23 protein-coding genes and 1 tRNA gene are annotated in these 25,370 nt (G+C 65.5%); 18 read left to right on the top strand and 6 right to left on the bottom strand.

Annotated elements, in window-relative coordinates:
* Position 1: 1 nt before the first annotated feature.
* Positions 2-2,410, top strand: coding sequence for a phenylalanine--tRNA ligase subunit beta (gene pheT, locus BMI86_RS15375; RefSeq protein ID WP_078542181.1), 2,409 nt, complete (start codon positions 2-4; stop codon positions 2,408-2,410).
* 347 nt (positions 2,411-2,757) lie between these two features.
* On the top strand, positions 2,758-4,380 hold the full coding sequence (locus BMI86_RS15370) for a GMC family oxidoreductase N-terminal domain-containing protein (protein ID WP_078542180.1): 1,623 nt from the start codon (positions 2,758-2,760) through the stop codon (positions 4,378-4,380).
* On the opposite strand, the gene BMI86_RS15365 is transcribed toward BMI86_RS15370, so the two are convergent.
* The 3 genes from BMI86_RS15365 to BMI86_RS15355 are packed head-to-tail and all read right to left on the bottom strand — an operon-like array spanning position 4,356 to position 5,918.
* Positions 4,356-4,742 carry a GFA family protein gene (locus BMI86_RS15365; protein WP_078522557.1) on the bottom strand — a complete coding sequence of 129 codons (387 nt, stop codon included), beginning with the start codon at positions 4,740-4,742 and terminating at the stop codon, positions 4,356-4,358. The two genes, BMI86_RS15370 and BMI86_RS15365, sit on opposite strands and share 25 nt — an antisense overlap.
* Complete coding sequence (locus tag BMI86_RS15360; protein ID WP_078542179.1) at positions 4,742-5,470, bottom strand: rhomboid family intramembrane serine protease; 729 nt, start codon at positions 5,468-5,470, stop codon at positions 4,742-4,744. Before BMI86_RS15360 ends, BMI86_RS15365 begins: the two co-directional genes overlap by 1 nt.
* Positions 5,471-5,510: 40 nt before the next feature.
* Positions 5,511-5,918, bottom strand: coding sequence for an META domain-containing protein (locus BMI86_RS15355; RefSeq protein WP_168173873.1), 408 nt, complete (start codon positions 5,916-5,918; stop codon positions 5,511-5,513).
* Between the two features lie 167 nt (positions 5,919-6,085).
* Between BMI86_RS15355 and BMI86_RS15350 the strand changes: the two genes are divergently transcribed.
* Positions 6,086-8,053, top strand: coding sequence for a heme lyase CcmF/NrfE family subunit (locus BMI86_RS15350; protein WP_078542177.1), 1,968 nt, complete (start codon positions 6,086-6,088; stop codon positions 8,051-8,053).
* Positions 8,054-8,056: 3 nt separating this feature from the next.
* Positions 8,057-8,533 carry a cytochrome c-type biogenesis protein gene (locus BMI86_RS15345; protein ID WP_078542176.1) on the top strand — a complete coding sequence of 159 codons (477 nt, stop codon included), beginning with the start codon at positions 8,057-8,059 and terminating at the stop codon, positions 8,531-8,533.
* 298 nt (positions 8,534-8,831) lie between these two features.
* On the opposite strand, the gene BMI86_RS15340 is transcribed toward BMI86_RS15345, so the two are convergent.
* Together BMI86_RS15340 and BMI86_RS15335 are read right to left on the bottom strand one after the other, a co-directional pair.
* Positions 8,832-10,286: an NAD-dependent succinate-semialdehyde dehydrogenase gene (locus BMI86_RS15340; protein WP_078542175.1), complete on the bottom strand. Its 1,455-nt coding sequence runs from the start codon at positions 10,284-10,286 to the stop codon at positions 8,832-8,834.
* A 1-nt stretch (position 10,287) separates the two neighbouring features.
* On the bottom strand, positions 10,288-11,562 hold the full coding sequence (locus tag BMI86_RS15335) for a 4-aminobutyrate--2-oxoglutarate transaminase (RefSeq protein WP_078542174.1): 1,275 nt from the start codon (positions 11,560-11,562) through the stop codon (positions 10,288-10,290).
* Between the two features lie 158 nt (positions 11,563-11,720).
* On the opposite strand from BMI86_RS15335, the gene BMI86_RS15330 reads away from it, so the two are divergent.
* The gene (locus BMI86_RS15330) at positions 11,721-12,305 is read left to right on the top strand and encodes a cupin domain-containing protein (RefSeq protein WP_078522564.1); all 585 of its coding nucleotides are present in this window, start codon (positions 11,721-11,723) and stop codon (positions 12,303-12,305) included.
* Positions 12,306-12,314: 9 nt separating this feature from the next.
* On the opposite strand, the gene BMI86_RS15325 is transcribed toward BMI86_RS15330, so the two are convergent.
* Positions 12,315-13,271 carry a LysR family transcriptional regulator gene (locus BMI86_RS15325; RefSeq protein ID WP_078542173.1) on the bottom strand — a complete coding sequence of 319 codons (957 nt, stop codon included), beginning with the start codon at positions 13,269-13,271 and terminating at the stop codon, positions 12,315-12,317.
* Between the two features lie 155 nt (positions 13,272-13,426).
* Between BMI86_RS15325 and BMI86_RS15320 the strand changes: the two genes are divergently transcribed.
* From BMI86_RS15320 to BMI86_RS15260, 13 genes are all read left to right on the top strand, one after another.
* Positions 13,427-14,212 carry an ABC transporter substrate-binding protein gene (locus BMI86_RS15320; RefSeq protein WP_078542172.1) on the top strand — a complete coding sequence of 262 codons (786 nt, stop codon included), beginning with the start codon at positions 13,427-13,429 and terminating at the stop codon, positions 14,210-14,212.
* Between the two features lie 68 nt (positions 14,213-14,280).
* Complete coding sequence (locus BMI86_RS15315) at positions 14,281-15,099, top strand: creatininase family protein (RefSeq protein WP_168173872.1); 819 nt, start codon at positions 14,281-14,283, stop codon at positions 15,097-15,099.
* 10 nt (positions 15,100-15,109) lie between these two features.
* Positions 15,110-15,757: an amino acid ABC transporter permease gene (locus BMI86_RS15310; protein ID WP_078522568.1), complete on the top strand. Its 648-nt coding sequence runs from the start codon at positions 15,110-15,112 to the stop codon at positions 15,755-15,757.
* Positions 15,758-15,804: 47 nt separating this feature from the next.
* Positions 15,805-16,461, top strand: a complete 657-nt coding sequence (locus tag BMI86_RS15305; RefSeq protein WP_078542170.1) for an amino acid ABC transporter permease — start codon at positions 15,805-15,807, stop codon at positions 16,459-16,461.
* A 16-nt stretch (positions 16,462-16,477) separates the two neighbouring features.
* Positions 16,478-17,248, top strand: coding sequence for an amino acid ABC transporter ATP-binding protein (locus BMI86_RS15300; protein WP_078542169.1), 771 nt, complete (start codon positions 16,478-16,480; stop codon positions 17,246-17,248).
* The gene (locus tag BMI86_RS15295; RefSeq protein WP_078542168.1) at positions 17,245-18,603 is read left to right on the top strand and encodes an aspartate aminotransferase family protein; all 1,359 of its coding nucleotides are present in this window, start codon (positions 17,245-17,247) and stop codon (positions 18,601-18,603) included. The genes BMI86_RS15300 and BMI86_RS15295 overlap by 4 nt, the downstream gene beginning before the upstream one ends.
* The gene (locus BMI86_RS15290; protein ID WP_078542167.1) at positions 18,600-19,292 is read left to right on the top strand and encodes a CoA transferase subunit A; all 693 of its coding nucleotides are present in this window, start codon (positions 18,600-18,602) and stop codon (positions 19,290-19,292) included. The genes BMI86_RS15295 and BMI86_RS15290 overlap by 4 nt, the downstream gene beginning before the upstream one ends.
* A complete protein-coding gene (locus BMI86_RS15285) occupies positions 19,273-19,932 on the top strand; it encodes a 3-oxoacid CoA-transferase subunit B (protein WP_198453205.1) in 660 nt (219 codons plus the stop codon). The genes BMI86_RS15290 and BMI86_RS15285 overlap by 20 nt, the downstream gene beginning before the upstream one ends.
* A gap of 8 nt (positions 19,933-19,940) precedes the next feature.
* Positions 19,941-21,233: an ArgE/DapE family deacylase gene (locus BMI86_RS15280; RefSeq protein WP_078542165.1), complete on the top strand. Its 1,293-nt coding sequence runs from the start codon at positions 19,941-19,943 to the stop codon at positions 21,231-21,233.
* An 8-nt stretch (positions 21,234-21,241) separates the two neighbouring features.
* Positions 21,242-22,417: an acetyl-CoA C-acyltransferase gene (locus BMI86_RS15275; protein ID WP_078542164.1), complete on the top strand. Its 1,176-nt coding sequence runs from the start codon at positions 21,242-21,244 to the stop codon at positions 22,415-22,417.
* A 102-nt stretch (positions 22,418-22,519) separates the two neighbouring features.
* Positions 22,520-23,296 (top strand): enoyl-CoA hydratase-related protein, encoded by a 777-nt coding sequence (locus BMI86_RS15270; RefSeq protein WP_078542163.1) that lies wholly within the window; start codon positions 22,520-22,522, stop codon positions 23,294-23,296.
* Between the two features lie 51 nt (positions 23,297-23,347).
* Positions 23,348-23,429: transfer RNA gene (locus tag BMI86_RS15265), tRNA-Leu, on the top strand.
* A gap of 128 nt (positions 23,430-23,557) precedes the next feature.
* Positions 23,558-25,339, top strand: a complete 1,782-nt coding sequence (locus BMI86_RS15260; RefSeq protein ID WP_078542162.1) for an ABC transporter transmembrane domain-containing protein — start codon at positions 23,558-23,560, stop codon at positions 25,337-25,339.
* The last annotated feature ends 31 nt before the right edge of the window (positions 25,340-25,370 follow it).

Below are 25,370 nucleotides of genomic sequence, written 5' to 3'. Positions count from 1 at the left end.
GATGAAATTCACCCTGTCCTGGCTCAAGGATCATCTCGAGACCGAGGCCACCGTCGATCAGATCGCCGAGGCGCTCACCGATCTGGGTCTGGAAGTCGAGGAGGTCGTCGATCCGGCGGCGAAGCTGGAGACGTTTACGCTCGCGCGTGTGCAATCCGCCGAGCAGCACCCCGACGCCGATCGTCTGCGGGTCTGCATGGTCGAGACGGATGAGGGTGTGACGCAGATCGTCTGCGGTGCGCCCAATGCGCGGGCCGGGATCACGGTCGTGCTGGCCAAGCCCGGCGATTACGTGCCCGGCATCGACGTGACGCTGTCGGTGGGCAATATCCGCGGGGTGGAAAGCCACGGGATGATGGCCTCCGAGCGCGAGCTGGAGCTGTCGGACGAGCATAACGGGATCATCGAATTGCCGTCGGGCGAGGTTGGGCAGAAGTTCACCGACTGGCTGGCCGAGAACCGTCCCGAGGCGGTCGATCCGGTGATCGAGATCGCAATTACGCCGAATAGGCCGGACGCGCTTGGCGTGCGCGGGATTGCGCGCGATTTGGCGGCTCGGGGGCTGGGCAAGCTGAAGCCGCTTGAGGTGCCGAAGGTCGAGGCTGCGTTCGAGGCTCCGATATCGGTGACGATCGACCCGGCGCTGAAGGACAAGGGCTGCCCGCTGTTTGCTGGTCGCGTGATCCGCGGTGTGAAGAACGGGCCGAGCCCGGAATGGCTGCAAAAGCGGCTCAAGGCGATCGGTCTGCGCCCGATTTCGAGGCTCGTCGATATTACGAACTACTTCACCTATGACCTGAACCGGCCGCTCCATGTCTTCGACATGAAGAAGGTGGCGGGCAATCTGGTGATCAAGCCCGCCGAGGGCGGTGAGGAATTCCTCGCGCTCGACGAGAAGACCTATACCGTGCGCGCAGGCGACATGGTGATCTGCGACGACAAGGGCGTCGAGAGCCTTGCCGGGATCATGGGCGGCGAGGAGTCCGGCGCGGATGAGGACACGGTCGATGTGTTCCTCGAGAGCGCCTATTGGGACCCGATCACCATTGCGGCGACAGGTCGTGCGCTGAAGATCAACTCGGACGCGCGGTATCGGTTCGAGCGCGGTGTCGATCCGGCTTTCACGCTGCCGGGACTCGATCTGGCGGCGAAGATGGTCGTCGATCTGTGCGGTGGCGAAGTGTCGGAGCTGGTGATGGACGGCGCGGTGCCGGATGTCCGCCGCGCTTACAAGCTGGACCCGGCGCGGGTGATCTCGCTCGTCGGCATGGATATTCCCGAGGCCACGCAGCGCGAGACGCTGGAGGCTCTGGGCTTCACGCTCGACGGCGACATGGCGACGCCCCCGACCTGGCGCCCCGACGTGCTGGGCGCGGCCGATCTGGTCGAGGAAGTGGCGCGCATCGCCTCGCTGACGAAACTTGAGGGCAAGCCGATGGGGCGCGAGACGACCGGCGTGCCGGACGCGATCCTCACGCCGATGCAGCAGCGCGAGCGGATGGCACGGCGCACCACGGCCGCTTTGGGCTACAATGAATGCGTGACTTACAGCTTCATCGACGAGGCGTCCGCCAAGCTTTTCGGCGGTGGCGCGGATGCGACCAAGCTGGAGAACCCGATCAGCTCGGAGATGACGCATATGCGTCCCGATCTTCTGCCGGGTCTGCTGCAGGCGGCTGCCCGCAATCAGGCGCGCGGCCTGAACGATCTTGCGCTGTTCGAAGTGGGCCCAGCGTTCAACGGCGGCGAGCCGGGCGAGCAGGTTCTGCAGGCGACCGGGCTTCTGGTCGGTCACTCCGCGCCGCGCGATCCTTTTGGGTCGCGCCGTCCGGTGGACCTCTATGATGCGAAAGCCGATGCCGAGGCCGTGCTGGCCGCTGTCGGCGCGCCGGCGCGTGCGCAGATCAACCGCAAGCTCGATGCGTGGTGGCATCCGGGCCGGGCGGGCAATGTGGCGCTTGGTCCGAACCTGCTGGCGACCTTTGGCGAAGTGCATCCCAAGGTGCTGCGCGAACTGGGCGTGAAGGGCCCGGCGGTCGCCTTCACGATCCGTCTGGCAAACATCCCCTTCCCGAAGAAGAAGGGCGCAACGCGGCCCGCGCTGCAGATCTCCGACCTGCAGGCGGTCGAGCGCGATTTCGCCTTCGTCGTGGATGCGAATGTCGAGGCGCTGACGGCGGTGAACGCGGCGATGGGCGCCGACAAGAAGCTGATCGAGAGCGTCAATGTCTTCGACCAGTTCACCGGCGCCAAGGCCGAGGAGCAGATGGGCGCGGGCAAGAAATCGATCGCGCTGACGGTGCGGATGCAGCCCGCCGACAAGACGCTCACCGATGCCGAGATCGAGGCGGTGAGCAAGAAGATCGTCGAGAAGGTGAGCAAGGCCACCGGCGGCACGCTGCGCAGCTAAGGCTGTCCTCGAGAGAGTTTGGAGCGCCCGGTCGGAGAGACCGGGCGTTTTCTTTTGTGTGTAGGGGAGGGCGGGGCCAGACCGCCGGGTGGGCGTCGCCCTCTGAGGTTGGCGCTTTATCCCCGCCACGTCCGGGCGACCTCGACCCGCGCGCTGCCGTCGCAAAAGCGCCCGCCCGAGGGGGCGGTCGGGCGCTGCCCGGGCCGCTTCGCGGCTGATCCGGGCATTCAACTCCAGCCGTTCTCACCCGAGGCTCGGGCGCGTCCCTGACCCGTCCGACCCAGCGTAATCCTTCCCTATCTTCCGAAACCCGCTAGGCTTTTCGCGAACGAGGGAAGGAGGAGCCCTTGCGTTTCGATTATCTCATTCTGGGCGGCGGCTCGGCGGGGTCGGTGCTGGCGGCGCGACTGTCGGAGGACCCGACCGTAACCGTCTGCCTTGTCGAGGCGGGCCGCGAGGCGCGCGACATTTTCGTGCGTGCGCCTGCGCTGGTCGCCACGATGGTCGCCGGGCGGCCGCCGATCCACAACTGGGCGCTGCGCACCGTGCCGCAGCCGCGGTTGAACGGGCGGCGTGGGTTCCAGCCTCGGGGCCGGGGGCTTGGCGGGTCGTCGGCGATCAATGCGATGCTCTATGCGCGCGGCCAGCCCGAGGATTACGACGGCTGGGCCGAGGCGGGCGCCGAGGGCTGGGACTGGGAGACCGTGAAGCCGTGGTTCCTCGCCTCCGAGCGCAATGCCCGCGGGGCGTCGGACTGGCATGGCGCCGAAGGGCCGTTGCAGGTCGGCGACCAGCGGCGACCGCGGGCGATCAGCCGCGCTTTCATCGAGGCCTGCGAAGCCGTGCAATGCCCTCCGAACGAGGATTTCAACGGGGCGCGGCAGGAAGGGGCGGGGCTTTATCAGGTCACGCAGTTCTGGGACGGTCCGCGCAAGGGCGAACGCTGTTCGGCAGCGGCGGCCTATCTGCATCCGGTGATGGCGCGACCCAATCTGACCGTGCTGAGCCGCGCGCGGGCGGAGAAGATTGAGATCGTGGACGGGCGCGCGACGGGAGCAATCGTCCGGCAAGGCCGCAAGCGGATGAAGATCGAGGCGGCGCGTGAAGTGATCGTCTCGGCGGGGGCGTTCGGCTCGCCGCAGCTGCTGATGCTGTCAGGGATCGGGCCTGCGGATCATCTGCGCGAGGTCGGAATCGAACCGCGTCTCGATCTGCCGGGCGTGGGCGCGAACCTGCAGGACCATCTGGATTACGTCATCAGCTACACGTCGCCCCGGCGCGATGTGGTGGGGCTGAACCCGCGCGGGCTGATGCGGCTGGCGCGGGCGGCGGGCGCGTGGCGCAAGCATGGCGAGGGGCTGTTCGCTTCGCCCATGGCCGAGGGCGGGGCCTTCCTGCGAAGCGATCCGAGCCTCACCCGACCCGATCTGCAAATCCATTTCGTCGTCGGCATCGTCGATCAGCATATGCGCAAACCGCATTTGGCCGATGGCTGGTCGGCTCATATCTGTCCGCTGCGGCCTCAGTCACGCGGCACGCTGCGACTGGCCTCGAGCGATCCGCGCGCGGCACCCTTGATCGACCCCGAATATCTCTCCGATCCGCGCGACGCAGAGCTGCTGCTGAAGGGCGCGCGGCTGTTGGACCGGATCGCGGAGGCGGAGCCGCTTCGCCCGTGGCGGGGGCGCAGGTTCTATCCGCATGACGGGACGGATGAGGGGCGGATGGCCGATATCCGGGCGCGGGCGGATACGATCTACCATCCGGTCGGCACCTGCGCGATGGGGCAGGGCGACATGTCGGTGGTCGATCCTCAGCTGCGGGTGCGTGGGATCGAGGGGCTGCGCGTTGTCGATGCCTCGGTCATGCCGCGGCTGATTTCGGGCAATACCAACGCGCCGACGATCATGATCGCCGAGCGCGCCGCCGCGTTCATTCGAGAGGATCAGTCGACGCGATCGGTCGGGTGATTGACGCCGTCATTCCACGGCACCGGGTCCAGATCGCGCGGGTTCACCCCTTCCAGACAGGCCGCGTTCACGCCGTATTGGTTGGGATTCGAGCGGCGCTGGTGATGGGTGTAGATGCCGCAGGTTTTGCAGAAGTAATGCTTCGCGGTCATCGTGCCGAATTGGTAGAGCGTCAGGTTGTCCTCGCCCTTCACGATGCGGATGCCCGAGAGCGGGGCCGAGACCGCCACCGCCCCGCGCCGACGGCAGAAAGAGCAATCGCAACGCCGTTTGGTGTTCAGCCCGTCGGAGAGGGTCACCTCCATCTCCACCGCGCCGCAATGGCAGGTCAGGCGGTGGGGCGATTGAATCTCGGGCAGCATCAGCGTCTCCGTGTGACTGTGGGGATATTGGTCTGGCGCTCGCGCGCCTCGGGGAAGGGTGGGTGGCCATGGGTGAGCCGCCAGAAGAGCGGCCCGCCAAGGCGGTACCAGAGCGGCAGCGTCAGAAGCGCGCCCGCCACGAAGCCGCCGATATGGGCCATATGTGCCACCCCGCCTGCCGTGCCGCTAGTGACTTCATTGAAGAGCTGAATTACGAACCAGAGACCCAGAACCAGCCACGCAGGCGTGGCCCAGATCTTGAAGAAGACGAGGAAGTAGAAAAGCACGTCGATCCGGGCTTTCGGATAGAGCAGCAGGTAGCCCCCCATCACGCCTGCAATCGCCCCCGAGGCGCCGACCATCGGCACAGTCGCATCGGGGTTCGCCGCGATCTGTGCGAAGGCGGCGGCCAGCCCGCAGGCGAGATAGAAGATCAGGAACAGGACACGCCCCATCCGGTCTTCGAGATTGTCGCCGAAGACCCAGAGAAACAGCATGTTGCCCGCCAGATGCAGGATGCCCGCATGTAGGAACATATGGGTGAAAAGCCCGTGCCACGCGACGCCATGGGTCACCGCGGCAGGCCAGAGCGCGTTGTTGAGCCAGAGCTCCCGCATATCGCCGCCCCAGGGCGCGGTGAAGACATAGACCACGATATTGATCGCGATCAGGGTCCATGTGACCCACGGGGTGCTGTAAGAGGGGTTGTGATCGCGGATCGGGAACATCGCCCGAGAGGGCCACGCCCTGCACCGCCGGTCAAGGCGCTTATTGCGTGGCTTCGATCACCGTGTCGCCCTGCGAGATCAGCTCCAGCCGGTCCTGCGACAGTTTCACCGTATCGACACGGGCCATGGCCGAGTGGAAGGCCTTCTCGACACCCATTGCGGGCTCGGGGCACATCATGCGCGTCCCGGCCAGTTCGCCGACGCGCACCCGACCGTCCTTCTCCGAGATCCGGCCGTTATAGTGATTGCAGCCTGCCTTGCCCGCGATCAGGCCCTTTTCGGGATGAGTCAGCGTGACTTCGACGCCGTCGGGGATGGGCTTGCCGTCGATCGACACGACTTCCCAGATCGCGTTCGGTGCAATCGCCTCGAGAGGGTCACCCGGCTCCGACTGGCATCCTGCCACAAGCCCCAAGGCCAGCAGCGGCCCGATCACGATCGCACGCATTTTCAGCATCCCTCTTGGTCTCACGCGCCTTGCTTAGACCTTGAGAATGGGGCGCGCCATTCACGCCCCCGTGAGTGGCTGTCGGAAAGTTGCGACATCGGCGCGCATCCTCCTTGGCCCGAAGGCCGTATATCTCTATGCTCTCGCCCCGCGACAGGAGGAGTCCCATGATCAACGAACTCGGGCATTTTGCCCTGATTCTCGCCTTTGCGGTGGCCATCGTGCAGGCCATCGTGCCCATCGTCGGCGCGCAAAAAGGCTGGCGCGGCTGGATGGCAGTGGGCGAACCCGCAGCGACAGCGCAGTTTTTGCTCATCGCGGTGAGCTTCGCGGCGCTGACCCACGCCTTCGTCGTTTCGGACTTCTCGCTGAAGCTGGTCTGGGCGAATTCCCATACCGACAAGCCGATGCTCTACAAGATCACCGGCGTCTGGGGGAATCACGAAGGCTCGATGCTTCTGTGGGTGTTGATCCTGTCGCTGTTCGGGGCGGCGGCGGCCGTGTTCGGTGGCGCTCTGCCGCCGCGGCTGCGGGCCCGCGTGCTGAGCGTTCAGGCCTGGATCGGCGTGGCCTTCCTAGGCTTCATCATCTTCACCTCCAACCCGTTCCTGCGTCTCGCGGAGCCGCCGTTCAACGGCGAGGGGATGAACCCGCTGCTGCAGGACCCGGGGCTCGCCTTCCACCCGCCCTTCCTCTATCTCGGCTATGTCGGCCTCTCGATGTCGTTCTCCTTCGCGGTGGCGGCGCTGATCGAGGGCCGGGTCGACGCGACCTGGGCGCGCTGGGTGCGCCCGTGGACGCTGGCGGCCTGGATTTTCCTGACCATCGGCATCGCGCTGGGCTCGTGGTGGGCCTATTACGAGCTTGGCTGGGGCGGTTTCTGGTTCTGGGACCCGGTGGAGAACGCCTCCTTCATGCCGTGGCTTCTGGCCGCCGCGCTGCTGCACTCGGCCATCGTGGTCGAGAAGCGCGAGGCGCTGAAATCGTGGACCATCCTTCTGTCGATCATGGCCTTCGGTTTCTCGCTGATCGGCACCTTTATCGTGCGTTCGGGCGTGATCACCTCGGTGCATAGCTTCGCCTCCGACCCGCAACGCGGCATCTTCATCCTCGGCATCCTCGCGCTCTTCGTGGGCGGGGCGCTGACGCTCTATGCGTTCCGCGCCACCTCGATGCAGGCCAAGGGCGTGTTCTCGATGCTGTCGCGGGAAACCGCGCTGGTGATCAACAACATCCTGCTGGCCGTCGCGGCGCTGGTGGTCTTCGTGGGCACGGTCTGGCCACTGGTCGCGGAGATGTTCTTCGGCCGCAAGCTGTCGGTCGGCGCGCCGTTCTTCGATCAGGCCTTCACGCCGTTCATGGTGATCCTCGCCCTGATCTTGCCGATCGGCGCGATGATGCCGTGGAAACGCGCGCGTCTCGGTCGCGTGGTGAAGCCGCTGATCCCGGCCTTCGTGCTGGCGCTGGCCGTGGGCGGCCTCGCCTGGGCGGTCGAGAGCGGCAATTCGCTGCTCGCGCTCGTCGCGGTGTTCCTGGGCAGCTGGCTGGTCTTCGGGGCGATGACCGAGCTGTGGCAGCGTTCGGCGCGCAATTTCGGGCGCCTCAAGCGCCTGCCGCGCGCCGATTGGGGCAAGGCGACGGCCCATGCGGGCCTCGGCATCACCTTCATCGGGATCGGTCTTCTGACCGCGGGCCAGATCGAGGATATCCGCGTCGCCAAGCTCGGCGAGCCCTTCACCGTGGACGGCTACCAGATCACGCTTCAGAAGGTCGAACAGGTCAAAGGTCCGAACTACACCTCCTCCACCGGCACGATGACGGTCGAGAAGGACGGCAAGCTGATCGGCACCATGCATCCCGAGAAGCGCGTCTATCCGGTGCAGCGGATGCCTACGACCGAAGCCGCGATTCACACCACGCCGCTGGGCGATATCTACCTCGTGCTCGGTGATCCGCAGGATCAGGGCGGCTACGCGGTGCGCACCTATATCAAGCCCTTCGCGGACTGGATCTGGGCGGGCGCGATCATCATGGCGTTGGGTGGGCTTCTGAGCCTGTCGGATCGCCGCTACCGTGTGGCAGCGGGGGCGCGCAAATCGCGTGCCGCCCCGTCGCAAGCGTCTCCGGCGGAGTAAACGATGCTCAGGAAAACCTTCTTTGCCTTGGCGTTGATGCTTTCGGCGCTCCTCTCGATCGGGCCTGCGCTTGCGGTGCAGCCCGACGAGATCCTGAAGGACCCGGCGCTCGAGGCGCGGGCGCGCGAAATCTCCAAGGTGCTGCGCTGCCCGGTCTGTCAGGGCGAGAATATCGACGACTCCAATGCCGAGGTGTCGAGAGATCTGCGGCTGCTGGTGCGCGAGCGCTTGCAGGCGGGTGACACCAATAGCCAGGTGATCGACTACATCACTGCCCGCTATGGCGAGTACGTCCTGTTCGAGCCGGAGAAGCGCGGGGCGAACCTGCTGCTGTGGTATCTCGGCCCGGGGGCTTTGATCGTCGCGCTGATCGGCGGGTTCTTCTATGTCCGCTCGCGCCGCTCCGCGTCCGAGGGTCCGGCTCAGCCCGATCTCTCCGAGGACGAGCGCAAGCGGCTCAATGAGTTGATGGGGGAGTAGGGGGCTTTCCTGCCCTCGCTCGAGCCTTCCATCCAGACGGAAAAGCAGGGCGCGCGGCGGCCCGTGGGGTGGCGCATCGCGACCTTGGGCGACAGGCGCTTTATGCCAGCCACGCCCCTCCATCGAATGAGCGTTGCGCGCGGTCACCAATGCGCCAGCCCGTCGGGACGGGCCGGCGCGCGCCCTGCGCCTTCGGCGCGCTCCGGGCGCAGGCGCTCTTCAGTCCTCTAAAAATGAAAGAAGCGGCGGGAAGACCCGCCGCTTCTCTATTCTCGCCCTGATCTCTCGGGGGCAGCGCTTACTCGATCCCGCCGAGGCACATGTATTTCAGCTCGGTGAAATCCTCGATCCCGTATTTCGAGCCTTCGCGGCCGACGCCGGATTGCTTGATGCCGCCGAAGGGCGCGACCTCGGTCGAGATCAGGCCGGTGTTCACGCCGACGATGCCGGTCTCCATCGCTTCGGCCACACGCCAGACGCGGGCGAGGTCATTGGCGTAGAAATAGCCCGCCAGCCCGAATTCGGTCGCGTTGGCCATCTCGATCGCCTCGGCCTCGGTCTCGAAGCGGATCAGCGGAGCGAGCGGCCCGAAGGTCTCCTCGCGCGCGACCCGCATCTGCTGCGTCACGCCGGTCAGCAGCGTCGGCTCGAAGAAGGTGCGCCCGAGGTTCGAGCGATGCCCGCCCGCAGCGACCTGCGCGCCCTTTTCGGTCGCGTCGGAGATATGCGCCTCGACCTTGGCCAGCGCGTCCGCGTTGATGAGCGGCCCGGTGGTCACGCCCGGCTCGAACCCGTTGCCGGGGCGCAGGGTCGCAAGCCGCGCGGTCAGCTTCTCGGCGAAGGCGTCATAGACACCGGCCTGCACGTAGATCCGGTTCGCGCAGACGCAGGTCTGCCCGTTATTGCGGAACTTCGCGATCATTGCGCCGTCGACCGCCGCGTCGAGATCGGCATCGTCGAAGACGAGGAAGGGCGCGTTGCCGCCGAGTTCCAGGCTGATCTTCTTCACCGTCTCCGCCCCTTGGCGCATCAGGATCTTGCCCACGCGGGTCGAGCCCGTGAAGGTGATCTTGGCGACCTTGGGATTGGCGCAGAGCTCTTCGCCCATGCCCGCCGCATCGACACCGGGGATGATGTTGAAGACACCCGCCGGGATGCCCGCGCGCTCGGCCAGAACGGCCATCGCGAGGGCCGAGAGGGGCGTCAGCTCGGAGGGGCGTCCGACGAAGGTGCAGCCCGCGGCCAGCGCCGGGGCCAGCTTGCGCGCGATCATCGCGTTGGGGAAGTTCCACGGCGTGATCGAGCCCACCACGCCCACAGGCTGGCGGATCACGAGGATGCGCTTGTCGCGCTGGTGGCCGGGGATTACGTCGCCATAGACGCGCTTGGCCTCTTCGGCGAACCATTCGAGGAAGCTTGCGCCATAGGCGATCTCGCCCTTGGCCTCGGCCAGCGGCTTGCCCATCTCGGCGGTCAGGATCGCAGCGAGGTCGTCCTGATTTTCCATCATCAGGTCGTGGAAGCGGCGCAGGTAGCCCGCGCGCTCCTTGCCGGTGAGCGCAGCCCAGTCCGGTTTCGCGGCATGGGCGGCCTCGATCGCGGCGCGCGTGGCGTCCACGTCGAGATCGGCCACCTCGGCGACGGTCTCGCCGGTCGCAGGATCCTGCACGGCGAAGCGCTTTGCGCCCTCGATCCACTCGCCATTCACATAGGCGCGGGTCTCCAGCAGGCTCGGATCGTTCAGCTTGAGCATATCAGCCCTCCTTCGCGGCGGTCATCGCCTCTTCGAGGATGTCGAGCGCTTTGGCCATCTGGTCGTCGGGGATGGTGATCGGCGCGAGGAAGCGGATCACGTTGCCATAGACGCCGCAGGTCAGCAGCAGCAGACCGCGGTTGAGCGCTTCGACACGGATGCGCTGGGTCAGCGCTGCATCGGGCTTGCTGTCCGACATCAACTCGACCGCAACCATGAAGCCGGGGCCGCGGATTTCGGCGATCTCGGGCATGTTGGCGCGGATCGCCTCCAGACGCTGCTTGAGACGCGAGCCGAGCTCGTTGGCGCGGGCGCAGAGGTCTTCCTCCTCGATCACGTCGAGCACCGCGTTCCCGGCCGCGATACCCAGCGGGTTGCCGCCATAGGTGCCGCCCAGACCGCCCGGGTTCGCCGCGTCCATGATTTCGGCGCGACCGGTCACCGCCGCGATCGGAAGACCGCCGCCCAGACCCTTAGCCATCGTGGTGACGTCGGCCGCCACGTCGTAGGCGTCCATGGCGAACAGCGTGCCGGTGCGCGCGAAGCCGGTCTGCACCTCGTCGGCGATCATCACGATGCCATGCTCGTCGCAGAAGGCGCGCAGGCGTTTCACGAAATCATGCGGCGCCGGGTTGAAGCCGCCTTCGCCCTGCACCGGCTCGAAGATCACCGCGGCGAGGCGTGTGGGGTCGAGGTCGGTTTTGAACAGGCTCTCCATCGCGGCAAAGCTGTCCTCGGTCGACACGCCATGCAGCGCGTTCGGGAAGGGGACGTGGAACACGTCGGGCATCATCGCACCGAAGCCCGCCTTGTAAGGCGCGACCTTGCCGGTGAGCGTCATCGTCATGAAGGTCCGGCCGTGGAAGCCGCCGCTGAACGCGATGACCGCGTTGCGGCCCGTGTAGGCGCGGGCGATCTTGATCGCGTTCTCGACCGACTCGGCGCCGGTGGTGACGAAGATCGACTTCTTGTCGAAATCGCCCGGCACCTTTTCGTTGAGCCGCTCGGCGAGGCGCACATAGGGCTCGTAGGGCATGACCTGATGGCAGGTATGGGTGAAGGCGTCGAGCTGGGCTTTCACCGCCTCGATGACTTTCGGGTGGCGGTGGCCGGTGTTCACCACCGCGATCCCGGCGGCGAAATCGATCAGTTCGCGGCCATCGGCATCGGTGACGGTGGCGTTCTCGGCGGAGACAGCGAAGTTCTGGGTCTGCACACCCACGCCCCGGGCAAGGGCGGCGGCGCGGCGGGTCTCGAGGTCGGCATTGCTGGACATGGGTACTCCTCAGGGGCTGGAGAATCACGGAATGATGTGACGCTAGTGTTTAACGGATAACTGTGCAATGTTTAGTTTGTTAAACGCATGGTGAAGGTGCGCGCGCTGGAATTCCGCCCGGCCGCACTCTAGAACAGGCACAGGACAGGAGGCTTGCGGTGAGCGAATTCGACGTGGGCGGACGGCTTCGGGCGATCCGCGAGGACAAGGGATTGTCGCAGCGCGAGCTGGCGCAGCGGTCGGGCGTGACCAATGGGCTGGTCTCGCTAATCGAGCGAAACAAAACCTCGCCCTCGATCACCTCGCTGCGCAAGATCCTCGAAATTCTCGAGACGACGCTGGCGGAGTTCTTCGACAGCGATACGCCCTCCGAGCCCGGCAAGTTCGTCTTCCGGCATTCCGAGCTTACCGAGATCAACCCGGGCCGGATCTACCGCTCGGGCGGTGCGGCGCTCGATGCGCTTTCGCTCAAGCGGGCAGGCAAGTCGGGGCAGACCAACATTCTGCTGCTCTACGAGACCTATGAGCCCGGCGCCGATACCGGGGCGGAGGCCTATGCCCATGAGGGCGAGGAGGGCGGTTTCGTCATCGAGGGCGAGTTGCTGCTGACGGTGGGCGAGACCACCGAGCTTCTGCGCGCGGGCGATGCCTACCTGTTCGACAGCCGCCTGCCGCACCGGTTCCGGAACGTGGCCAAGGCGCGTTGCGTGGTGGTCTCGGCCGCGACCCCGCCGACTTTCTGAGCGGTGCTCTCAGTAATAGGTCCGCTCTTTCAGGTCGCTCTCGGCCATCATTTTTTCGCAGGCTGCGAGGAAGGCGGCTTCCGCGCTCGACTGCTTCCGCTGTGGGTTGGTGAGCAGGTAGATATTCACCATCGGCAGCCCGTCATAGGGCGGCAACTGGCGTAGCCGGCCCGACTCGACATCGCGATGCGCGACGTGCAGCGGCAGCGCCCCGATCCCGATGCCGGCCACGATCATCCGGCGCAGTTCGTGCAGGTTCGACGACACCCCGCGCCAGCTCGGGGCGAGCTTAGCCCGCGCACGCAGCAGCGAAACCGGGTGAAGCGGGCCGTCCTCGGTCTCGGTCTGGAACGACACCGAGGTCTCGCCTTCGATTTCGGCGAGGGTGATTTCCTCGCGGTCGAAAAGGGGATGGCGCTTGCCGCAAAACAATCCGAAATACTCGCGGTAGAGCACCTGCGCGCGGAGGTTCTCGGGCGTCTTGTGAAGCAGGCAAATCCCCAGGCTCGCCCGATTCTGCTGCACCCGGTTCACCACTTCCTCGCTCTCGGCCACCGTCATCGAGAAGGTCACCTTCGAATGTTCGGTGGCGAAATCATGCAGCACCGCGTCGTAGTGATCCGAGATCACATGCGAGGTCGTCGTGATCGCGATATGGCCGCGCAGCTCCTCCGCGCCGGTCTCCAGCAGGGAAGGGATTTGCGACACCGCGCCGAAGATCTGGGCGCATTCCTGATAGAGCAGGTTTCCCGCCCTAGTGACCTTGAATTCATTGGGCTTTCGGATGATCAGCTCGTGGCCGGTGCGTTCCTCCAGCCGCTTGAGCGCGGCCGAAATCGTGGGCTGTTTGAGCCCCAGAAGATAGGCCGCCCGGGAGATGCCCCGCTGCTCCACCACCACCATGAAGGTGCGCAGAAGGTTCCAGTCGAGATGCCAGGGGAAACGTTGTTCGTAGGGCTTGACCATAGCCTAGATCTATATTGAAAATTTCTATTATTTATTTGCGCAATGGCGGTCGCCATGCAAGCGTTTCCGTCAACGAGGCTCTGGAAGGGGCGCTCGCCGTGGCGGGACGCGCCGGAAACAAGGCCGCCCGCAGTCATGACCAACAGGAGAAATCCATGACCAACCGCAGAACCGTTCTCAAAACCATCCTCGGGGCTGGCTCGCTCGCCGCGACCGGCATTTCGCTGCCCAGCCTCGCCGCGGCTGACGAGCTGGAGAGCCTCAAGGACAAGGGCGTGATCCGGATCGCCATGTCGGGCGCCTACCCGCCCTTCAACTTCATCAACGATTCGAACGAGGTCGTGGGCTTCGACCCGGCCATCGGCGAGGAGATCGCCAAGCGCATGGGGCTGAAGACTGAGATCGTGACGACCGCGTGGGACGGGATCATCGGCGGTCTGCTGGCCAACAAATACGACGCCATCGTCGGCTCGATGTCGATCACGCCCGAGCGCGAGAAGGTCGTCGATTTCGTCGGTCCGTATTACACGACGAAGCGCGCGATCTTCGTGCTGCCCGACAGCCCGATCAAATCCGTTGCCGACCTGAAGGACGTGACTGTCGGCGTGACGCTGGGCGAGACGCACGAAGAGTGGGCGCGTGAGCAAGGCTATGACGTGAAGACCTACAAAGGTCTGCCCGAGCTGATCCTCGAGCTTCAGAACGGTCGTGTCGACGCGATCATCAACGACTCGATCGCGGCGATCCTGGCGATGAAGAAGAACGATTACAAATACCGCATTCTCGACGATCTGAAGACCGACGCGATCGGTGCGGGCATCGCCATCCGTAAGGGCAATCCCGAACTGAAGGCCGCGATGCAGAAGGCGCTCGATTCCATGATGGAAGACGGCACCTACGAGAAAATCGCGATGAAGTGGATCGGCGCTGACATCCGCTGATCGGCGCGATCCAAGGAATGGTGGGCAGTCCGTCGTCTGACGGCTGCCCAGCCACACCCCAAACTTCGATGGATTCCCGAAAGGACACCGAACGGATGACCGCCGACTATGGAAAGCTGACTTGGGAGCAGGTCCGTGACGCGGATAAGGATCGTGTGGTGATCCTGAATGTTTCTGCAACGGAAGATCACGGGCCGCATATGCCGCTCGATACCGATACGGTTCTCGGAATGGCGGTGGCCAATGGCGTTGCCGAAGCCGCGCCCGACGAAGTTTTCGTCATGCCCGCGATCCCCTATGGCTTCAACGAGCATCACAAGGACTTTCCGGGGGTCATCTGGATTCAGCCGGAGACGCTGATCAATTTCGTCTGCGACGTGACCGAGTCCCTCGCGCATCACGGCTTCCGCCGGATCCTGCTGTTGAACTCGCACGGGTCGAACCACCCGATCCTCGATCTCGCGGCGCGCAAGACGGTCATCCGCACCGGCATCATCTGCGTCTCGGCGTCCTATTGGAACTTGTGCAGCGATCGAATTCAGGGCCTGCGCAAATCCGAGGTGGGCGGCATTGCCCATGCCGGAGAATTCGAAGCTGCGATGTACAAGCATCTGCACCCCGAGCTTGTCGATCTCGACAAGGCCGAGTGTCAGAACCTGCACGATCCAGACACCAAATTCTTCAATCTCGATTTGGCGGCCGGTGGTGGCAAGGCGATGCTGATGCGCTGGTGGTCCTCTGTGTCACCCGACGGCACGATGGGGGATCCAACCGTCGCCGATGCCGAGACCGGCAAGGCGTTCCTGGAAGCGGCGATCGAAGAGACGACAGCGCTCGTGCGCGAGATACGCGCGCTGCCCATCCTGTCCCGCCGCGATCATCATTAAGGGGAATGCCGTGGATATCGAACTAATCCTCAAGGTCTATCCGTACTTCCTGAAAGCTGCCGTGATCACGGTCGAACTCTCGGTTCTGACCATCGTGCTGGGGCTCATCTGCGGCGCACTTGGCGCAGCGTCCCGGCTTTCGCGCTTTGCCATCCTGCGCTTCATCGGGGCGGCCTATGTCAGCTTCTTTCGTGGCACGCCCGCGCTGATCCAGCTGTTTCTGCTTTATTTCGGCGGCCCGCAGATCGGCATCCAGCTCGATGCCTTCCAGGCAGGTGTGATCGGGCTGGGCGTCAATATCGGGGCCTACATGACCGAGACGATGCGCGGCGCGATCGTCGCGGTCGACCGGGGGCAGACCGAGGCCGCGCGCACGCTGGGTCTGTCGAAGGCGCAGGCCTTCCGCAAGGTGACGCTGCCGCAGGCGCTGCGCCTGATGATCCGACCGCTCGGCGTGAATATCAACGCGCAGATCAAGGGCACGGCGCTCGTCTCGGCGATCTCGGTGGTGGAGCTGACCTACACCGCGCAGCGCTACATCGGTTCGACCTACAAGCCGTTCGAGATGTTTTTCCTCGCGGGGGTTCTCTACCTCATCATCATCACCGCGGTGGGTAAGGGCGTGTCGTTCCTCGACCGCAAGGTGCGCATCCAATGAGCCGCGCATCCGCCCGCCTTTCCCGTCCGCAAGAGAAGGAGTGAGCCATGGGTCTCGATTTCTCCGTCATCCCGCCTTTCTACGGCACGCTCTTGCTGGGTGTCCTGTGGACCATCGCCATTACCGCCGCCTCGGCGCTCCTGAGCTTCTTCGGGGGTATCCTGCTCGCGGTGGTCGCGCTTTACGCGCCTGCCATCATCCGCCTGCCGGTGCGCTTCATCGCCTGGCTCTTCATGGGCACGCCGCTGCTGCTGCAACTCTTCCTGATCTATTTCGGGTTGGTTCAGATCGGCATCGACCTTCCGGCCTTCGTGGCAGGTGTGATCGGCCTCGGCTTCCACTTCGCGGTCTATAATTCCGAACTGATCCAGACCGCGATGCTCGCGGTGGACAAGGGTCAGATGGAGGCCGCACGGACGTTGGGCCTGTCGCGGAGGCAGGCGCTCGTCAAGGTCGTGGTGCCGCAGGCGGTGCGCGACGTGCTGCCGCCCATCGGCAACAACATGATCGCGCTTCTCAAGGACTCGGCGCTGGTCTCGGTGATCGGGGTGTCGGAACTGACGCTCTCGGCGCAGCGCGCCATCGGCCAGACCTACCGCGCCTTCGAGTTCTACGCGGCCGCTGCCGTCCTCTACTACATCATCAATCTCGGCATGGAGGCGGTGATCCGCTGGTTCGAGAACCGCAACCGCCTCTATCGCTGATCCGGGAGATATCGACATGACAGAGACAAAATCCTTCGTCGAGATCCGTCACGCCCAGAAATCCTACGGCACGCTGGAAGTGCTCAAGGACATCTCGCTCAATGTGGAGCGTGGCCAGATCGTCGCGATCATCGGCCCCTCGGGCTCGGGGAAATCCACGCTGCTGCGCGCCATCAACGATCTCGATCCGCTGACCGGCGGCGAGGTTTGGCTCGACGGGGTGCAGGTGAATAAGTCCCTGCCGCACAATCAGTATGAGAAGCACATCAACCAGATGCGTCAGGACATCGGCATGGTGTTCCAGCACTTCAACCTGTTCCCGCATCTCAGCGTCCGGGACAACGTGACGATGGCGCCGAAGCTGCTGAAGAAGATCTCCGACAAGGAGGCCAACAAGCTCGCCGAGGAGCAACTCGATCACGTCGGCATGCTGGAGCGGATCGACTATTACCCGGCGCAGCTTTCGGGCGGTCAGAAGCAGCGTGTGGCGATTGCCCGCGCGCTCGCGATGAAGCCGAAGCTGATGCTGTTCGACGAAGCCACCTCGGCGCTCGATCCCGAGCTGGTGGAAGAGGTGAACCTGGTCATGAAGAAGCTCGCGCAAGAGCACATGACCATGATCATCGTCACCCACGAGATGGATTTCGCCGCCTCGGTCTGCGACCGCGTGCTGTTCATGGACAAGGGCGTCGTGGTCGAAGAGGGCCCGCCCGAGCAGGTCTTCAAGAACCCGACCCAGGAACGGACCCGGAATTTCCTGCGCAAACATCTCGAAGGTGCAAAATGACGACTGAAAAGTCTCACCTGTTCTACCAGTCGCGCCAGCCGCGGCCTTTCCTCGAACGCTCCGAGGGAATCTACCACTACGACGAGAACGGGAAACGCTACATCGACGGTTCCTCGGGGGCGATGGTCTCCAATATCGGCCATTCCAATCCGCGCGTGCTGGAGAAGATGAAGGCGCAGATGGACCGTTCGACCTTCGGCTACCGGCTGCATTTCCGCACGCACCCCTCCGAGGATCTCGCCGCACGGGTCGCCGCGCGGATGCCCGAAGGGCTCGACAAGGTGTTCTTCGTCTCCGGCGGCTCCGAGGCGGTTGAGACCGCGATCAAGCTCGCGCGGCAATATGCGGTCACGCAGGGCGAGGAGAGCCGCTACAAGGTGATCTCGCGGCTGCCGTCCTACCACGGCGCGACGATGGGTTCGCTGAACGTGACCGGCAGCCCGATATTTACCGGGAAATTCGCGCCGATGTTCACGGAGATGCCGAAAGTTCCGGCGCCGACCTGCTACCTCGACCGCGACAATCTCACCGAGGAAGAACGCGGCATCAAATATGCCGAGATGCTGCGCGAGAAGATCGAGGCCGAGGGCCCCGAGACGGTGCTCGCCTTCCTGATGGAGCCGGTGGGCGGGGCGTCGACCGGTGCGCTCGTGGCGCCTGACAGCTATTACACCCGCGTGGCCGAGATCTGCCGCGAATACGGCATCCTGCTGATCTATGACGAGGTGATGACCGGGGCCGGGCGCACCGGCAAGTTCCTCGCCGCCGAGCATTGGGGGATCACCCCCGACATCGTCGCGCTCTCGAAAGGGTTCGGGGCCGGCTACGCGCCGCTGGGCGCCGTGGTCGCGCGTCACGACATGGTCGAGGCGCTGCTCGACGCGGGCGGCTTCCTGCACGGCTTCACCTATGCGGGCAACCCGCTGGCCTGCGCGGCCGGTCTCGCGGTGCTCGACGAGTTGGAAGAGCAGGACCTGATCGGCAATGCCGCGCGGATGGGCGATGTTCTCAAGGCCCGGCTGACCGGGCTGATGGACCGTTATCCCTTCATCGGTGACGTGCGCGGCAAGGGCCTGCTGCTGGCGTTCGAGCTGGTCTCGGATCGCGACACGATGGAGGTTCTGCCGAAAGAGTGGAACGCGCATACCGAGCTGGTCGAACTGGCCTATGAGCGCGGTCTCATCATCTATTCGCGTCGCACGCGGGGCGGCTACGAGGGCGACCATTTCCTCGTCTGCCCGCCGCTGATCGTGACCGAGGCGCAGATCGACGAGATCATGGCGATCCTCACCGACGCGCTCGATGCCTTCGCGGCCAATCACGACCTGCCGGTGGTCGAGGAGGTCAGCGCATGAAGCTGCCCGACAAATCCATCGCGATGGAAGAGGTGGTCGCGCAAATCCCCGACGGCGCCACGGTGCTGGTCGGCGGCTTCGGCGTGCCCGGCACCCCCTTCGCGCTGCTGCGCGAGTTGGCCCGTCAGGGGCAGCGCGACCTCGTTCTGGTCAAGAACGACGCCAACGAAGCGGGCATGGGCATCGACCACCTGATCGCGGGCGGTCAGGTGCGCAAGCTGATCGTCACCCATCTCGGGCTCAACGCCAACGCCATCGCGGCGATGAACGAGGGCCGGATGGAGGTCGAGTTCTGCGCGCAGGGCATCCTCGCCGAGCGTATCCGCGCCGGGGGCGCGGGGCTGGGCGCGATCCTGACCGATATCGGCATCGACACCGAATTGGCGCAGGGCAAGCAGGTTGTCGAGATGAATGGCCGCCCGATGCTGGTCGAACCGGCTCTGCGTGGCGATGTGGCGCTGGTCCATGCCGCGCGCGCCGATTGCTTCGGCAACCTCGCCTATGCTGCCACCGCGCGCAATTTCAACCCGCTCATGGCGATGGCCGCGACCCGCGTGATCGCCGAGACCGAAGAGCTGCTGCCGTTGGGCGGGATCGACCCGGACGCGGCCGAGAGCCCCGGCGCCTTCATCGACCACGTCGTGAAGCTCGACGAGATTTCCGAGGAGTATGGCATTGTCAGACGCTAGATCCCGCATGGTGGCCCGTGCCGCGCGCGAAATCGCGCCCGGCATGGTCGTGAACCTGGGCATCGGCCTGCCCACCAAGGTGGTCAACCATCTGCCCGCCGACTTCCCCGTCTGCCTGCATTCGGAAAACGGGCTGACCGGGATCGGGCCGACGCTGCCGCCCGAGCGCGCCGACCGCAACCTGATCGACGCGGGCGGGGCCTATGTCTCGACGATCCCGGGTTCCGCCTTTTTCGACAGCGCGGTGAGCTTCGCGCTGGTGCGCTCGGGGCGGCTCGACCTGACGCTGCTGGGCGCCTTCGAGGTCGCGCAGAACGGCGATCTGGCGAACTGGAAGATCCCGGGCAAGTTCTCGCCCGGCGCGGGCGGCGCGATCGAACTGGCGCAGAAGGCGCGCCGCGTCGTCGTGATGACCACCCATTGCGACCGCAAGGGCAACCCGAAGCTGCTCGAGACCTGCTCGCTGCCGCTGACCGCAAAGGGGCGGGTGGCGCGGATCTATACCGACATGGCGGTCGTGGACGTGACCGCGCAGGGCTTCGCGCTGGTCGAACTGGCCGAGGGCATCTCCGAGACGGAGATCCGCGAGGCGACCGGCGCGCCCCTTGCACTGCCGCAAGGCGACATTCCCAGATTCTGAGGCACCACATGGATACCGAGCTGAAAACCCGCATCCTCTCGGCGGTCGACGCCGCATTCGACGACGAGACCTCGTTTCTCGCCGAGCTGACCTCGCACCCGTCCACCCGTGGGCAGGAGCAGAGCGCGCAGGACTTCATGGCCGCCGCCCTCGACGAGCGGGGCTACGAGGTGGACCGCTGGCAGATCGACGTCGACAAGATCCGCGACATGCCTGGCTTCTCGCCGGTGATGGGCGATTACGAGGACGCGGTGAATGTGGTGGGCACCCATCGCAGCCAATCGCAAAAGGGCCGCTCGCTGATCCTCAACGGTCATATCGACGTGGTGCCTGCGGGCCCTCTGGACATGTGGGACGCGCCGCCCTTCGAGCCGCATGTCGCCGATGGCTGGCTTTACGGGCGCGGGGCGGGCGACATGAAAGCGGGGCTGGTGTCGAACCTCTTCGCGCTCGATGCGCTGCGCAAGGCGGGCTTCGTCCCCGGTGCGGATGTGTTCTTCCAATCCGTCGTGGAAGAGGAATGCACCGGCAACGGCGCGCTGGCCTGCCTTGAACGCGGCTACCGCGCCGACGCCGCGCTGATCCCCGAACCGTTCGAGGAAAAGCTGGTGGGCGCACAGCTCGGCGTGGTCTGGGCGCAGGTGCACCTGAAAGGCCTGCCCACGCATGTGGCCTATGCCGGCACCGGCGCCAATGCGATCGAGGCCGCTATCCCGCTGATCGAGGCGCTGCACGGGCTGGAAGAACGCTGGAACGCGCCGGGCTGCCGACACGGCGATTTCGCCCATTCCCATCACCCGATCAATCTCAATATCGGCAAGATCCAAGGCGGCGACTGGGCGTCCTCCGTTCCGGCCTGGTGCATCTTCGACATGCGCATCGCGATTTATCCGGGTCAGGATATCGCCGCCGCGCGCGCCGAGATCACCGAGACCATCATGGATGCCGCGCGCTCCAACGCCTTCCTGAAGAACTCCTTGCCGGAGATCGTCTGGCACGGCTTCATGGCCGAGGGCTACGCGCTTTCCGATGACCACTCCGCCACGGCGAAGGCCGCGATCGGCGCCCTCGAAGGGGCGCATCGCAGCGTCAACGAGAGCGATCTCGACCGCGTGGCGATCACCGCGACCACCGATGCCCGCTTCTTCGGGCTCTATGCCGACACCCCCGCGCTGGTCTACGGGCCGCGCGCCGAGGCGATCCACGGCTTCAACGAGCGCGTCGAGCTGGAAAGCATCCGTCGCATCACCCAGAGCACCGCCCTGTTCATCGCGGACTGGTGCGGGCTCGAAACCATCTGAGGATACCAATGCGCGACGCTGTCATCGTCTCCACCGCCCGCACGCCTATCGGCAAGGCCTATCGCGGGGCGTTCAACAATCTCGAAGGCCCGGCGCTGGCCGCCCATGCCGTGCTCGCGGCCGTTTCCCGAGCAGGGCTCGAGGGCGGCGAGATCGCCGATGCGATCTTCGGCTCTGCCCTCACGCAGGGCTCCACCGGCGTCAACGTCGCGCGCCATATCGCGCAGGCTTCGGGCCTGCCCGATAGCGTGGCGGGCGTCACGCTGGACCGGCAATGCGCCTCGGGGCTCAACGCCATCGCGGCGGCTGCCCATGGCGTGATGACGGGCGAGATGGACGTGGCGCTTGCGGGCGGGCTCGACTCGATCTCGCTGGTGCAGAACGAGCATTGGAACGGCTTTCGCTATCGCAGCCCCGGTGTGCCCGACGCCTATTACATGTCGATGATCGAGACGGCGGAGGTCGTGGCCGAGCGCTATGGCGTGACCCGCGAGGCGCAGGACATCTACGCGCTGCAAAGTCAGGCCCGTACCGTCGCCGCGCAGGAGGCGGGCCGGTTCGATGCCGAGATCGTGCCGGTCGAGGCGGTGAAGCTGGTGAAAGACAAGGCCACGGGCGAGGTCTCGGAAGAGTCGGTGCGGCTTGAGCGCGACGAGTGCAACCGTCCGCAGACCACGCTGGAGGGGCTTCAAGGGCTCAAGCCGGTGCTGGGCCCCGATAAATGCGTGACCGCAGGCAATGCGAGCCAGCTGTCCGACGGCGCGTCCGCCTGCGTGGTGATGTCCGCAGAGGAAGCCGCGCGGCGTGGGCTGGAACCGCTGGGCGCGTTCCGGGGCATGGCGGTTGCGGGCTGTGCGCCCGACGAGATGGGCATCGGTCCGGTCTTCGCGATCCCGCGCCTGCTGGAGCGTGCGGGGCTCTCCATCGAGGATATCGACCTGTGGGAGATCAACGAGGCCTTCGCCTCGCAGCTCCTCTATTGCCGCGACCGGCTGGGCATTCCCGACGACAAGCTCAACGTCAATGGCGGCGCAATCTCGATCGGCCACCCCTATGGCATGTCGGGCGCGCGCATGGCGGGCCATATCCTGCTGGAAGGCAAGCGCCGTGGAGCGCGCTACGGCGTCGTGTCGATGTGCATCGGCGGCGGGCAGGGCGCTGCGGGCCTGTTCGAAATCTTCTGAAGAAAACGGCGCGGGGGCGCTTCGTGACGCCCCGTTCCGCTTTCCCTTCGCGTGACCCGCGTTATCGTGGGCGCGCGACAAAGAGGGAGGCGCGTTTTCCAGATGGTGTTCAAGGTTATCCGGTACGAGGTCGAAGAGCAGGTCGCGGTGATCACGCTCAACCGGCCCGATGTGATGAACGCGCTCAACGCGCAGATGCGCGCGGAAATCCTCGAGGCGGTGAAACGCGCCGAGGATGAGGCCCGGGTGATCGTGCTGACCGGCGCGGGGCGCGCTTTCTGTTCGGGGCAGGATCTGGGCGATGGCGTCTCGGCGGCGGGGCTCGATCTGGAGCGGGTGCTGCGCGACGAATACGAGCCGATGCTCAAGGCGATCTACGAGAGCCCGCTGCCGGTGGTCTCTGCGGTGAACGGGCCTGCGGCAGGGGCGGGGGCGAATATCGCGCTGGCCGCCGACGTGGTTATCGCCTCGGAAGCGGCGAGCTTCATTCAGGCCTTCACGCGGATTGGGCTGATGCCGGATGCGGGCGGCACCTATTGGCTGCCGCGTCAGGTGGGTTTTGCCCGCGCGATGGGCATGGCGCTGTTTGCCGACAAGATCTCGGCCCGGCAGGCGGCCGATTGGGGCATGATCTGGGAGGCGATCGCCGAGGTCGATTTCGATCATCACTGGCGTGCCCGCGCGGCGCATCTGGCGAATGGTCCGACGGCGGGCTATCGCGCGGTGAAGCGGTCGCTGCGCGAGGGTTACAGCAATGATCTGTCGACCCAGCTGGAGCTGGAGGCGGAGCTGCAGGGCAGCCTCGGCCAGAGCCATGATTTCCGCGAAGGCGTGACCGCGTTCCTCGAGAAGCGCGCGCCGAAATTCGAGGGGCGCTGAGCGCCTCGCGGCCTTGCCAAGTCGCCGCGCCCGCGCTAGCCAGAGCGCGCTGCGGGCGTGGCGAAATGGTAGACGCACGGGACTTAAAATCCCTTGGGCATTGCCCGTGCCGGTTCGAGTCCGGCCGCCCGTAGCCTTTTCGGCGAAAATGTGAGCTATCGTGAGGCCGTCCGGGCATGGGCGTGCCGCGGGCTTGGCCAATCGAGGCTTGCCCGCTGACCTCCCGCCCCCTAAACCCTTGAACCAAGCAAGGGAGAATTCATGGCTCGCAGACCGACGGGACCGGCCGATGACCGGCCGAAGACGAAGAAGATCGGCGCGCTCAAGGGGCTCGGCCCCTTCATCGCACCTTACAAGGGACTTGCCTTCGGGGCGTTGCTGGCGCTGATCGCCACCGCTTCGATCTCGCTGATCCTGCCGCTCGCGGTGCGCCGCGTGGTGGACGGGTTCCAGAAGGGCGCGGCGCTTCTCGATCAGTATTTCTTCGCTGCACTCGTCATCGCGGGGCTGCTCGCGATCGGGACGGGCCTGCGATACTATCTCGTGACGCGCTTTGGCGAACGGGTCGTGGCCGATATCCGCAAGGCGGTGTTCGACCGGGTGATCTCGATGAGCCCTGCCTTCTTCGAGCGGATCCTGACCGGCGAGATCATCTCGCGCATCACCACTGACACGACGCTGATCCTCTCGGTGATCGGCTCCTCCGTCTCGGTGGCGCTGCGTAATGTGCTGATCCTGATCGGCGGGTTGATCATGTTGATGTTCACCTCGGCCAAGCTGACCGGGCTGGTGCTGCTGGTCGTGCCGGTGGTCGTGGTCCCGATCGTGGTTCTGGGCCGCCGCCTGCGGGTGCTGGGCCGCGAGAACCAGGACTGGATCGCGAACTCGTCGGGCTCGGCCTCGGAGTCGCTTCTGGCGGCGCAGACCGTGCAGGCCTTCACCCATGAGGCGATCACCCGCGAGAAATTCTCCGACGTCACCGAGAAAGCCTATCTCTCCGCCAAGAAGCGGATCGGCACGCGCGCGGTGATGACCGTGATCGTGATCTTCCTCGTCTTCGCAGGCGTCGTGGGCGTCCTGTGGATCGGCGCGCGCGACGTGCGCGGCGGCGAGATGAGCGTGGGCGAGTTGGTGCAATTCGTGATCTACGCGGTGATGGTGGCGGGCTCTGTCGGCGCGCTGTCGGAAATCTGGTCCGAATTGCAGCGGGCGGCAGGCGCGACCGAGCGTCTGGTGGAACTGCTGCAAAGCGAGGATTCGGTGAAAGACCCCGAGCATCCGGTGCCGCTGCCGCTGCCCGCAACCGGCGCGATCCGGTTCGAGGATGTGAGCTTCCATTACCCGTCGCGGCCGCAGGCCTCGGCGCTCGATCATGTCGATCTCGACATCGCGCCGGGCGAAACTGTGGCGCTGGTCGGGCCTTCGGGTGCGGGCAAGACGACCGTCGTGCAGCTGATCCAGCGGTTCTGGGATCCCGAAACCGGCAAGGTCACGATCGACGGCTACGACCTGCGCGACATGGCGCGGCATGATTTCCGTCAGGCGATCGCGCTGGTGCCGCAGGATCCGGTCGTCTTCGCGGCTTCGGCGCGCGAAAACATCCGCTTCGGTCGGCCCGATGCGAGCGACCGCGAAGTCGAAGAAGCCGCGCGCGCGGCCCATGCCTACGACTTCCTCGATGCGCTGCCCGAAGGGTTCGACACCTATGTCGGCGAGCGCGGCGTGATGCTCTCGGGCGGTCAGAAGCAGCGTATCGCGATTGCGCGGGCGATCCTGCGCGACGCGCCGATCCTGCTGCTGGACGAGGCGACCTCGGCGCTCGACGCGGCCTCCGAACGCGAAGTGCAGGCGGCTGTCGATCAGCTGGCCAAGACCCGCACCACGGTGATCGTGGCGCACCGTCTGGCCACCGTGAAGAAGGCCGACCGGATCGTCGTCTTCGAGGACGGCAAGATCGTCGCGCAAGGCACGCATGACAGCCTCGTCTCCGAGGGCGGTCTTTATGCCGAACTCGCGAGGCTGCAGTTCACCGAAGGGGCGTGACGGGGCGTTCGCGCCTTTTCACCTTGAACCC

Source organism: Thioclava sp. DLFJ5-1, from assembly GCF_002020115.1.
GTDB lineage: Bacteria > Pseudomonadota > Alphaproteobacteria > Rhodobacterales > Rhodobacteraceae > Thioclava > Thioclava sediminum.
Note: the sequence above shows the minus strand (reverse complement) of the source record. Positions and strands in the feature narration are given on the sequence as shown.

Coding starts and splice junctions, on each gene's coding strand:
- BMI86_RS15360 (WP_078542179.1), bottom strand. CDS start 5,470: ATGTTCCCGATCCGCGATCACAACCCCTCTTACAGCACCCCGTGGGTC.
- BMI86_RS15305 (WP_078542170.1), top strand. CDS start 15,805: ATGGGTCTCGATTTCTCCGTCATCCCGCCTTTCTACGGCACGCTCTTG.
- BMI86_RS15290 (WP_078542167.1), top strand. CDS start 18,600: ATGAAGCTGCCCGACAAATCCATCGCGATGGAAGAGGTGGTCGCGCAA.
- BMI86_RS15355 (WP_168173873.1), bottom strand. CDS start 5,918: ATGCGTGCGATCGTGATCGGGCCGCTGCTGGCCTTGGGGCTTGTGGCA.
- BMI86_RS15280 (WP_078542165.1), top strand. CDS start 19,941: ATGGATACCGAGCTGAAAACCCGCATCCTCTCGGCGGTCGACGCCGCA.
- BMI86_RS15300 (WP_078542169.1), top strand. CDS start 16,478: ATGACAGAGACAAAATCCTTCGTCGAGATCCGTCACGCCCAGAAATCC.
- BMI86_RS15315 (WP_168173872.1), top strand. CDS start 14,281: ATGGATTCCCGAAAGGACACCGAACGGATGACCGCCGACTATGGAAAG.
- BMI86_RS15285 (WP_198453205.1), top strand. CDS start 19,273: ATGGCATTGTCAGACGCTAGATCCCGCATGGTGGCCCGTGCCGCGCGC.
- pheT (WP_078542181.1), top strand. CDS start 2: ATGAAATTCACCCTGTCCTGGCTCAAGGATCATCTCGAGACCGAGGCC.
- BMI86_RS15320 (WP_078542172.1), top strand. CDS start 13,427: ATGACCAACCGCAGAACCGTTCTCAAAACCATCCTCGGGGCTGGCTCG.
- BMI86_RS15345 (WP_078542176.1), top strand. CDS start 8,057: ATGCTCAGGAAAACCTTCTTTGCCTTGGCGTTGATGCTTTCGGCGCTC.
- BMI86_RS15340 (WP_078542175.1), bottom strand. CDS start 10,286: ATGCTCAAGCTGAACGATCCGAGCCTGCTGGAGACCCGCGCCTATGTG.
- BMI86_RS15295 (WP_078542168.1), top strand. CDS start 17,245: ATGACGACTGAAAAGTCTCACCTGTTCTACCAGTCGCGCCAGCCGCGG.
- BMI86_RS15325 (WP_078542173.1), bottom strand. CDS start 13,271: ATGGTCAAGCCCTACGAACAACGTTTCCCCTGGCATCTCGACTGGAAC.
- BMI86_RS15365 (WP_078522557.1), bottom strand. CDS start 4,742: ATGCTGCCCGAGATTCAATCGCCCCACCGCCTGACCTGCCATTGCGGC.
- BMI86_RS15260 (WP_078542162.1), top strand. CDS start 23,558: ATGGCTCGCAGACCGACGGGACCGGCCGATGACCGGCCGAAGACGAAG.
- BMI86_RS15270 (WP_078542163.1), top strand. CDS start 22,520: ATGGTGTTCAAGGTTATCCGGTACGAGGTCGAAGAGCAGGTCGCGGTG.
- BMI86_RS15350 (WP_078542177.1), top strand. CDS start 6,086: ATGATCAACGAACTCGGGCATTTTGCCCTGATTCTCGCCTTTGCGGTG.
- BMI86_RS15335 (WP_078542174.1), bottom strand. CDS start 11,562: ATGTCCAGCAATGCCGACCTCGAGACCCGCCGCGCCGCCGCCCTTGCC.
- BMI86_RS15275 (WP_078542164.1), top strand. CDS start 21,242: ATGCGCGACGCTGTCATCGTCTCCACCGCCCGCACGCCTATCGGCAAG.